The following is a 10203-nucleotide window of genomic DNA, read 5'->3' on the forward strand; positions in this document are numbered from 1 at the left end:
CTCCGTGCTCCGGCACGCGGCCGGCAGCCGGTCGCGCCTGCCGGCTACTCGTCGGGCGGTCTGGTGGCGCACGCGGTCGCGGCCGAGCTGGAGCGGCGCGGCGCGGCGTGCGCCGCGCTGGTCCTGCTGGACACCTACCGACCGGACGCCACCGAGCTGATCGAGGACCTTGTCCCGCAGGTGCTGCACGGACTGCTCGAACGGCAGGCCCGGATGACCGGCGACGGCGAGGACTCCCGGGGCGACGGGTGGCTCACCGCGATGGCGCGCTACCTGCAGTTCGACTGGACACCGCCGCCGATCCAGACGCCGACGCTGCTGGTGCGGGCCGCGAGGCCGATGCCGGGACGCACCGCTGACGGCGAGTGGCAGGCCCGGTGGCCCGCCGCCGAGACCACGCTCACGGTCGCCGGCGACCACTTCACCATGCTCGAGACGTACGCCGCCGAGACGGCGCGGACCGTGCACGACTGGCTCACCGAACGGGGAGGATCACGATGACCACCAGCTGCTACGAGATCGGGGACATACCGCCGCTGGGCGAGGTGCCCGCGCGGATGTACGCCTCCGTCATCCGCCCCGAGCGCTACGGCCCTCCGGTCGACGCCTTCCGCACCGAGGTGGTGGACGTCCCGCCGCTGGGGCCGGGGCAGGTGCTGGTCATGATGATGGCGGCGGGAGTCAACTACAACAACGTCTGGGCGGCGCTGGGTAAGCCGCTCGACGTGATCGCCGCGCGCAGCCGGCGCGACAGCACCGGGTTCCACATCGGCGGTTCCGAGGGTGCTGGCGTGGTGTGGGCGGTGGGCGAGGGCGCCCGCCAGGTCAGCCCGGGCGACCACGTCGTCCTCTCCGGCTGCCAGTGGGACGAGTCGGCCCCCGACATCCGTGCCGGCGCGGACCCGATGACCTCGTCCACCCAGCGGGTCTGGGGGTACGAGGCGAACTACGGCGCCTTCGCGCAGTTCACAGTGGTCGACGAGTACCAGTGCCATCCCAAGCCGGCGCGGCTGACCTGGGAGGAGGCGGCGGCGTACCTGCTGACCGGGGCGACCGCCTACCGGCAGCTCTGCGGCTGGCCGCCGCACGTGGTCGGCCCCGGCGACCCGGTGTTGATCTGGGGCGGGGCCGGCGGGCTCGGTTCGATGGCGATCCAGATCGTCCGCGCGCACGGAGGTGTTCCGGTCGCCGTCGTCTCCGGTGACGACCGCCGGGAACACTGCCTGCGCCTGGGCGCGGCCGGTGTCATCGACCGGCGGGAGTTCGACCACTGGGGCCGGTTACCGGACCTCGACGACCAACCGACCGTCGAGGTCTGGCTCAAGCAGGTGCGCGCCTTCGGGCAGCGGTTCTGGGAGATTCTCGGCGAGCGGCGGGCCCCGCGGATCGTGCTGGAGCACCCGGGCCAGGACACCATCCCCACCTCGATGTACCTCTGCGACACCGCGGGCATGGTCGTCATCTGCGGTGGCACGAGCGGGTACCACGCCGACGTCGACCTGCGCTTCCTCTGGATGCGGCAGAAGCGGCTACAGGGCTCGCACTTCGCCAACGTCGCCCAGTGCCGGGCGATCACCGCGCTCGTCGACGCCGGCCGCGTCGACCCCTGCCTGGCCTGGACGGGAACGATCGACGATCTCGGCCGGGCGCACCAGTTGATGCGCGACAACGAGCACCCGCCGGGCAACCTCGCGGTCCTCATCAACGCCCCCCGCACCGGGCTGACCACGCTGCCGGGGTGAGCCGGCGTCGCCGGCCGGCCCGGTGCGCGGCTACCTCCGGCGCGGTGTCACTCCGGCACCGTCACCGCGGTCAGCACCAGGCCCCCGGCGACGGCGTACCGGCCGTGCAGCTCACGGAGGTCCCGGCCGCCGTCGCGGCGGGTGCCGGACACGTGCAGCCGTCCGGAGAACGTCGCGGTGGCCGGGTCGATGGTCAGGCTCGCGTCCTCGAACCCGAGCCAGCGGTGGGTGAGCGGATACCACGCCTTGTAGATCGACTCCTTGGCGCTGAACAGCAGCCGGTCCCAGTGCGTGGTGGGATCCCGGCGGGCGAGGTCGGTCAGCAGGCCGGCGTCACCGACGGCGGTCACCGAACCGAGGACGCCCTCCGGTAGGGCACCGTGCGGCTCGGCGTCGATGCCCAGCGCGGCGATGTCGGTGGCGAGCCCGACGGCGGCGGCCCGGTAGCCGGCGCAGTGCGTGATGCTGCCGACGACACCCGCCGGCCAGACCGGTTCCCGGCGCGGGCCGGGACGGATCGGGGCGGGCGGGTGGCCGAGTCGCAGCAGGGCCTCCCGGGCGCACCGGCGGGCGGTGATGAATTCGCGTCGTCGCCCGTCCACGGCGTTGGCGATCAGATCCGCCTCGCCGGGGAAGACCGTCTCGCCGGGGCGGTCGGTGAAGGTCTCGACCGCCACCACCGTCCGGGGCAGCAGGTGGGCGATCACGGCGACCCGGCGAGGATGCGGCGGGGCTGTAGCGGTGGGCCGCCCCGCCGGCCCCACTCCCGGGGGTAGCCGAGGGACACCTCCTCGAAGCGCACCCCGTCGTAGTGCGTGGTGCGGGGGATGTGCAGGTGGCCGTAGACCGCCACGGCGGCGCGGAAGCGCAGGTGCCAGTCGGCGGTGCGCTCGGTGCCGCACCACTGCGCGAACTCCGGGTACCACAGCACGTCGGTCGGCCGGCGGTCCAGCGGCCAGTGACTGAGCAGGACGGTGGGCAGCGTCGGGTCGATCGCGCCGAGCTTCGCCTCGGTCCGGGCGACCCGGTCCCAGCACCACGACTCGCGGTTCGGGTACGGGTCGGGGTGCAGCAGCATCTCGTCGGTGCAGACCACGCCCGCGTCGTACGCCTTGCGCAGCGACTCGTCCTTGGTGTGCGTGCCCGGCGCGCGGAACGAGTAGTCGTAGAGCAGGAACAGCGGCGCCACCACCACCGGGCCGTCCGGACCGGTCCACACCGGGTACGGATCCTCGGGGGTGAGCACGCCGATGTCCTGGCACATCCGCACCAGCGCCGCGTAGCGCTGCTCGCCACGCAGTTGCACCGGATCGCTGGGGTGGGTCCAGAGTTCGTGGTTGCCCGGTGCCCAGACGACAGTGCCGAAGCGGTCGCGCAGCAGCCGCAAGGTGCGCTCGACGTCACCGAACAGGTCGGCGACGTCGCCGCCGACGAGGAGCCAGTCGTCGGCGGATTCCGGTTCCAACCGGTCCACCAGGTCCCGGTTGTCGGCGTAGGACACGTGCAGGTCACTTACCGCGTACAGAGAACCCGTCGATCGCGCGTTCAGAGCAGGCCCCCTCAGCGTTTCGGCCACTCGCGCCACCGCGCCGATGGCGGAATGGAGGTCACCGTAACAACGGATCGTCCATCCGGGTGTGTTCGGATCGAATTCGCTGAAGGGGCCTTTACCCCGCAGCCGTTCGCGCGGCTCGGCCGTCAGTCGCCGAGCAGGCTCTCCATGGAGGGCCCGACCGGGACGATGCCGGTGGGGTTGAGCCACGGGTGGGTCCGGAAGTAGTGGGTCTTGATCTGGTCGAAGTCGGTGGTCTCCCGGAACGCCGGCAGCCGGTAGAGATCGCGGAAGTACGCGCTCAGCCGGGGATAGTCCGCGATCCGCCGCAGGTTCGCCTTGAAGTGGGTGAAGTAGACCGGGTCGAAACGCGCCAGCGTGACGTAGAGGCGGATGTCGGATTCGGTGAGCCGGTCGCCGAAGAGGTAACGCCGGTCAGCCAACCGGTCGTCGAGCTGGTCCAGCGCCTCGAACAGGTCCGCGACCTCCCGCTCGTACGCCTCCTGGCCGCGGGCGAAGCCGCACCGGTACGGCCCGTCGTGCACCCGGGTGTAGAGGAACTCGTTCAACTCGTCGATCTCGGCGCGCAGCTCCTCCGGGTAGAGATCGATGTCGTTCGTCGCGTACTTGTCGAACGCGGTGGCCAGGTCCGTGCTGAGCACCCGGTAGTCGTTGCAGACGATCCGCCCGGTCTGGCGGTCCCAGAGCGCCGGTACCGAGACGTGGCTGTCGTACTCGGGGTCGGTCGCGGTGTACGCCTCGGAGAGGAACGGGAAGCCGTTGACCTCGTCCAGCCCGTGGCCCGTCCCCTCGCGGAACGCCCAGCCGCGCCCGTCGCGGAGCGGGTCGGCGACCGAGACCGTCACCACGTCCTGAAGTCCCTTGAGGTGCAGCACGATGGTGGAGCGCTGCGAGAAGGGGCAGGGGGCCGCCACGTACAGGTGGTACCGCCCGGGCTCGGCCGGGTGGCCGCTGGAGCCGTCCGCGGTGATCCGGGCGCGGAACGCCGGCTCGCTGCGCTGGAGCACCTCACCGGCCCGGTTCTTCGGCAGGTAGGGGCCGTACTGCTCGACGTCGACAGGCGAGGCGGCGCGGGGGTTGACGGACATGTGTTACATACCTCCTGTTGGAACGTGGTGCACGGGGAGCTTCGGTGCGGTCCGGTGCCCGGGGGTCGCTTCGACGAGGGCCCTGGTGTAGGCATGCGCCGGGCGTTCGAGCACGTCGGCGGCGACCCCCTGTTCGACGACCCGGCCGTGCCGGAGGACCAGGACCCGGTCGGCGACCTGTCGGACCGCGGCCAGGTCGTGGGAGATGAACAGGTAGCCGAGGTCGAGTTCGGCCTGCACGTCGACGAGCAGTTGCAGCACCTGGGCCTGCATGGCGGCGTCGAGCGCCGAGGCGGGCTCGTCGCAGATCAGCAGGTCGGGGCGGAGCACGAGGGCGCGGGCCAGGACGACCCGCTGGCATTCCCCACCGGACAGCTCCCTCGGCCGCCGGTCCAGGGTGGACGCCGGCAGGCCGACCAGGTCCGCCGCTTCGCGGACCCGGATCGCGCGCTCCGCCCGGTTGGCCAGGCGGAGCGCCCGCAGCGGCTCGGCGATCGCGGTGCCGGCCGTCATCTGCGGATTCAGCGCCGCGTACGCGTCCTGGAACACCAGTTGTGCCCGGCGGCGGAAGGCGCGCAGGGCGGAACCGCGCAGGCCGGCCAGATCCGCGTCGTCGAAGAGCACCCGGCCCGCGGTCGGCGGGACGAGTCGCAGGGCGAGCGCCGCCAGCGTGGACTTGCCGGCCCCGGACTCGCCCACCACCCCCAGCGTCTCGCCGCGACGGACGTGCGCGTCGACCTCGACGACCGCCCGCACCGGTTCAAATCGCCGCCCGGTGGGGCGGTAGACCACACTGACCCGCTCCAGCCGCAGCAACTGCCCGGTCTCGGCCGGTTCCCGCGCGGTGCCCGACGGCGCGGGGTCGGTCCGTGGCCGCAGTCGGGCGGTACGCGAGTGCGGCGCCGCGGCGACAAGTGCCCGGGTGACCGGGTGCTGCGCGGCGGCGGCCAGGCGGCGGATGGGGCCGCTCTCGACAGTGCGACCCTGGTCGAGCACGACGCCCCAGTCCGCCCGCTCGATCGCCAGACCGATGTCGTGGGTGACCAGGATGAGGGTGCGTCCGGTGCCGGTGGTCACGCTGGCCAGGTCGTCGAGCACCCCGGCCTGGGACACCGCGTCGACGGCGCTGGTCGGCTCGTCGGCCAGGACGAGTCGGGGCTCGGCGGCCAGCGCGCAGGCGACGAGGGCCCGCTGGCGCATCCCGCCGGACAGGTTGTGCGGGTAGCGGGCGGCCACCGTCTCGGGGTCGGGCAGCCCGGCGGAGCGCAGTAGTTCCAGGGCCCGGCGGGCGGCCTGCTGGCGGCCGGCCATGCCGTGGATGAGCAGCGCCTCGGCGACCTGGACACCGATCGGGAGGACCGGATTGAGGGCGACCGCCGGGTCCTGCGGAATGGTGGCGATGTGCCGGCCCCGCAACCGGCGTCGGGCGCCCTCGTCGAGGCGGTGCAGGGCGACACCGTCGAACCACATCTCGCCGCCGACCCGCGCACCCGCCGGCAGCAGGCCGGCGATCGCCACCACCAGCGTGCTCTTTCCGGCCCCGGACGGGCCGAGGACGGCCACTGTCGCGCCGGCTGGTGCGTCGAGGTCGACACCGGTCAGGATCGCCCGCTCGGCCCCGGGGTACGAGACGGTGAGGCCGCGGATCCGCAGCAGGGGTTCCGGACTCACTGCACCCCCCGTCGGTCCTGGACCGCTTTGCCGATGATAGTGGCAGCGAGTACGGTGACGGCCACGGCGACACCGGGGAAGGTGCTCAGCCACCAGGCGTCCGCCAGGTTGTCGCGTCCGGCAGCGGCCAACATCCCCCAGTCGGCCACCGGCGGCTGCGGCCCGAACCCCAGGAAGCTCAACGAGGACGACTCCAGCATGGCGACGCCGAAGCCGAGCACCGCCAGGGCGAGCGCGGGGCCGCAGACGTTCGGCACCACGTACCGCAGCAGCAGCCCGGCCGGCCGCACTCCGCTGACCGTGGCCGCTGTGACGTAGGCGAGCCCGCGTACCCGCAGCACGTCACCCCGGATCAGCCGGGCGAACGTGGCGACGTTGGAGACGCCCACCGCGATCGCCAGTCGGGTCGGGGAGCTGCCGAGCACCGAGATCGCGCCGAGGGCCAGCAGCAACGCGGGAAAGGCGAGCATGACGTCGACCACCCGCATCAGCACCGCGTCGACGAGGCCGCCGAAGAGACCGGCGACCAGGCCGATGGCGGCGCCACCCAGCAGGGCGAGCAACGTCGCGGCTGCCCCGACCAGCAGGGAGAGGCGGGAGCCGTGGATCACGCGGCTCAGCAGGTCGCGGCCGAGTTCGTCGGTGCCGAGTGGATGACCCCAGCCCGGTGGCAGCAGGGCCGCCTCGGGTGCCACCGCGTCGGGCGGGTGCGGAGCCAGGTGGCCGGGGACGACGACGCAGGCGAGCCCGGCGAGCAGGATCAGCGTCGCCGCGATCACCGTGACCGGTGGCATCCGTCGTCCCGGCCCGCCGACGCGACGCTGGAGCACCGCCAACAGCGTCATCGCCAGACCGCCGTCGACACCACGCGTGGATCGAGGTACGTGAACAGCAGGTCCACGAGCAGGCTGATCAGGATCATGGTGGCGCCGAGCACGGCGGCCACGCCCTGGATCACCGGGTAGTCGTGGGCGTTGAGCGAGGTGATGATCAGACGACCCAGACCGGGTCGCCCGAAGATCGTCTCGGTCACCACGGCGGCGCCGAGCAGGCTGCCCACCGTCGTCCCGGTCAGCGTGATGGCCGGCAGCGCGGTGTTGCGGAGCATGTGTCGCCACACCACCCTCGCCCGGGTGGCCCCCTTGGCCCGCGCCATCAGCACGTACGACTCGTGTTCCGCGGCGCGTAGCCCGGAGGCGAGCACCTGCGCGACGACGCCCGCCGTCGGCAGGGACATGGTCAGGGCGGGCAGGATGAGCCCCCGGATGCCCGTCCCGCCCAGCGCCGGGACCAGGCCGAGCCGGAACGAGAAGAACTGCAACAGCACCGCCGCGACCCAGTACGCCGGCAGCGACATCGCCAACACGGGTAGCACCGCCAGCACCGATCCCAGAACGCGTGAGTCGGTCAGTCGCGAGAGCACGGCGATCGCCGTGCCGATCAGCGCGCCGAGCAGCAGAGCCGCCCCGGCCAGGGAGAGGCTCGCCGGTGCCGCCTCGGCGATCAGGCGGGTGACCGGTTCACCGGTCTGGAAGGAGGTGCCGAAGTCACCCCGGGCCGCCGAGGCGAGGAAGGCGAAATACTGGTCGGGTAGCGAGCGGTCCAGTCGGAGCTCGTGGCGCAGGGCGGCTTCCTGGGCCGGGTCGACGAACGCGCCCCCGGTGCCCAGCATGGTCTGTACCGGGTCGCCGGGGATCAGGTGAACCACGGCGAAGGCGACGGTCACCACGCCGATCAGCACGGTCACCGCGGAGAGGAGCCGTCGCCGTACCATCGTGCTGCGGATGCCGGACCGGTCGCCGCTCCGGGCCCAGCTCATTCAGCGGTCCAGCCAGGTGTCGTAGAACTGGGGGAGGCCCTGCGCGTCGAACGTCGCCGCCCGCACCCGGTCGCTGGTGCCCATCAGGTACGTCGGGTTGTAGATGGGGATGGCCAGTGCCTCCTCGGCGATCCGCTGCTGAGCCCGGGCGTAGCTCGCCTTCCGGACGTCCGGCTCCAGGGTGCCGGCGCCTTCGGCGAGCGCGGCGGCGAGAGCGCTGTCGGGGACCATCGGGGGACGGCCACCGGCCGACGACTGGAGGACGGTGCGCAGCACGTCCGCGTCGGCGCGCAGGAAGCTGATGTCGTTCAGCTGCCAGTCGCCGCTGGTCTGCCGGCGGATCACGTCACCGGCCGGCGCCGGGTCGAGGAGCACCTCCACCCCGACCTTCCGGAGCTGCTGCTGCACCAGCTGGGCCAGCAGGTCGCGTTGTTCCCGGGCGGGCGACACGTACGTCCAGCGCAGCGACAGCCGCTTACCGTCCTTGCTGCGGATGCCGTCGGACCCGGCCTGCCAGCCCGCCGCGTCGAGCAGTCCGGTCGCCTCGGCAACCGACGTGCTGGTCTCGCTCGCCCGGTATCCCGGTGTCGTCGGGGTGAGCACGCTCGTGGCGCGCGCGTACTTGTCCTGGTAGAGCGTCTTGACGACCTCGGCACTGTCGATCGCCTTCGCCACCGCCTGGCGCAGGCGGGCATCGGTCCAGGGTTCCTTCGCGCTGTTGACGAAGAGGCTGTACGCGATGCCGGCCTGCTCCCGCCGTTGCACGTCGAATCCCGCCTTCTCCAAGGCCACCGCGTCCCGTGGGGTCACGTTACCGACCGCCTCCACCTGGCCGCTGCGCAGGCTGCCGCTGCGAACACCGTTGTCGGGCGCGATCGAGAGCACGACCTTCTCCAGGAAGGCGTCGCCCTGATGCGCGGCCGTCCGCGGCGCCCAGCGGTAACCGGCCCGGCGGGCGAGCGTCACGCGCTGCTGGGGGATGTACTCGGTCACCGTGAACGGTCCGCTGCCCACGATCTTGCGACAGCTGGCCGGCGGCCCGGCGGCGAACGAGCCGGGGGACTGGATCCCGAGGAACGCCGTGGTCGCGGCCTGGAGGAAGCCGGCGTTCGGCTGACCGAAACGCACCTCCAGCGTCCGATCGGCGGTGACCGTGGTGCCCGTGTAGCCGGCGAGGAATCCCGCCGCCAGCAGCGACTTGGTCGTGGGGGCGACGATCCGGTCGAAGTTCGCCTTGACCGCGGCCGCGTCGACCGGCGATCCATCGCTGAAGGTGGCGTCACCGCGCAGTTTGAAGGTGTACGTGGTGGCCCGCTCGTCAGTGGTCCAGGACTCGGCGAGCCACGGGACGACGTCACCCGTCTTAGGGTCCTGGGCCACCAGGGAGTCGACCACACCACGGCCGGTGAGTAGCGCCGCCGCCGCCGGCGACTGATGCGGATCGAGACAGCCGGGGTCGCTGTCCGTCGCGAAGGTGAGGGTGCCGCCCGCGCGCGGGGTGGCGCTGTCGCCGCCGCCGCGCTCGGCCTGCCCGGTGCACCCGGTCAGGATCACGGTCGTGGCTGTCAACAGCGCGAGCGCGCGGATTCTCAACGGGATGATCCCTCGGTCGGTCAGATCTTGCGCCACGGCGAAACGCCTTCCGCTCGGAAACGTCGGTACAGCAGCACGATGTAGAGCGCGCCGAGTACCACCTCGGCGGCAATCATCTGATGCAGCAGCCACCGGTCCGGGAACCAGATGATCAGACCCACCGCGCCGGAGACGTCCACCACCATCTTGAGGACGGCGATGTACATCGTCTGCCCGATCGTGGACCGGCGGTTCCAGAGCATGACGACGAACGCGGCATCCATGAACACGACCACGAACACCGTCGTGTAGACACCCAGCCGGTCGTCGAACTCGCGGGTCGCCAACGGCATGAAGGTCAGGGCGAACAGGCTCCACCCGGCGATCAGCCAACCGTACGCGCGGCGGGACAGGGAGGGGAAGTCGCGCCGTCCATAGCGTACGGCCAGGTAGAGGATCACCAGGTTGAGTGGGATCCAGAAGTAGAGGGTGATCCGCATCTGCGGGTAGATCGGGTAGATGAAGGCGTAGGTGATCTCCCACGAGATGTTGGCGCACAACGCCAGCACGGGGATCGCCGGCACCTTCTCGATGATCTGCCGGCGCAGCATCATGATGTAGACCGCGAACGTGCAGATGCCCACCACGCCGAAGGCGATCGTCGGCACCAGCGCGTCCGCGTGTTGCCGAGAATCCATGACCGGGGGCAGAGCTGCCAGGACCGACGAGTTCATGCGC

At 71.9% G+C, this 10203-nt stretch carries 10 protein-coding genes; 2 read left to right on the forward strand and 8 right to left on the reverse strand.

Annotation, left to right across the window (positions count from 1 at the left end; all coding sequences use genetic code 11):
• Both JM949_RS12075 and ccrA read left to right on the forward strand, forming a co-directional pair.
• Nucleotides 1–501 (forward strand): thioesterase domain-containing protein (locus tag JM949_RS12075; protein ID WP_238433024.1); only part of this gene is annotated, 501 nt, incomplete at its 5' end.
• Nucleotides 498–1742 (forward strand): crotonyl-CoA carboxylase/reductase, encoded by a 1245-nt coding sequence (ccrA, locus tag JM949_RS12080; protein WP_203148511.1) that lies wholly within the window; start codon nucleotides 498–500, stop codon nucleotides 1740–1742. The genes JM949_RS12075 and ccrA, both read left to right, overlap by 4 nt.
• Before the next feature lie 47 nt (nucleotides 1743–1789).
• Here the strand turns inward: ccrA and JM949_RS12085 are convergent, their stop codons facing one another.
• From JM949_RS12085 to JM949_RS12120, 8 genes are all read right to left on the reverse strand, one after another.
• Nucleotides 1790–2449 (reverse strand): 4'-phosphopantetheinyl transferase family protein, encoded by a 660-nt coding sequence (locus tag JM949_RS12085; protein ID WP_203148512.1) that lies wholly within the window; start codon nucleotides 2447–2449, stop codon nucleotides 1790–1792.
• Nucleotides 2446–3306 (reverse strand): metallophosphoesterase family protein, encoded by an 861-nt coding sequence (locus JM949_RS12090; RefSeq protein WP_203148545.1) that lies wholly within the window; start codon nucleotides 3304–3306, stop codon nucleotides 2446–2448. The genes JM949_RS12085 and JM949_RS12090 overlap by 4 nt, the downstream gene beginning before the upstream one ends.
• A gap of 134 nt (nucleotides 3307–3440) precedes the next feature.
• The gene (locus JM949_RS12095) at nucleotides 3441–4403 is read right to left on the reverse strand and encodes a glutathione S-transferase family protein (RefSeq protein ID WP_203148514.1); all 963 of its coding nucleotides are present in this window, start codon (nucleotides 4401–4403) and stop codon (nucleotides 3441–3443) included.
• A gap of 3 nt (nucleotides 4404–4406) precedes the next feature.
• Nucleotides 4407–6074 carry a nickel ABC transporter ATP-binding protein NikE gene (nikE, locus tag JM949_RS12100; protein WP_203148516.1) on the reverse strand — a complete coding sequence of 556 codons (1668 nt, stop codon included), beginning with the start codon at nucleotides 6072–6074 and terminating at the stop codon, nucleotides 4407–4409.
• Nucleotides 6071–6919 carry an ABC transporter permease gene (locus JM949_RS12105; protein WP_203148517.1) on the reverse strand — a complete coding sequence of 283 codons (849 nt, stop codon included), beginning with the start codon at nucleotides 6917–6919 and terminating at the stop codon, nucleotides 6071–6073. Before JM949_RS12105 ends, nikE begins: the two co-directional genes overlap by 4 nt.
• Nucleotides 6916–7893, reverse strand: a complete 978-nt coding sequence (locus JM949_RS12110; RefSeq protein WP_203148519.1) for an ABC transporter permease — start codon at nucleotides 7891–7893, stop codon at nucleotides 6916–6918. The genes JM949_RS12105 and JM949_RS12110 overlap by 4 nt, the downstream gene beginning before the upstream one ends.
• Nucleotides 7894–9462, reverse strand: a complete 1569-nt coding sequence (locus tag JM949_RS12115) for an ABC transporter substrate-binding protein (RefSeq protein ID WP_203148521.1) — start codon at nucleotides 9460–9462, stop codon at nucleotides 7894–7896. It abuts the gene before it with no gap.
• A gap of 44 nt (nucleotides 9463–9506) precedes the next feature.
• Entirely contained in the window at nucleotides 9507–10199 is a 693-nt protein-coding gene (locus JM949_RS12120) for a transmembrane-type terpene cyclase (RefSeq protein ID WP_203148523.1), read from the reverse strand.
• Between the last annotated feature and the right edge of the window lie 4 nt (nucleotides 10200–10203).

The organism is Micromonospora tarensis (genome assembly GCF_016803395.1).
GTDB classification, from domain to species: Bacteria; Actinomycetota; Actinomycetes; order Mycobacteriales; family Micromonosporaceae; genus Micromonospora; species Micromonospora tarensis.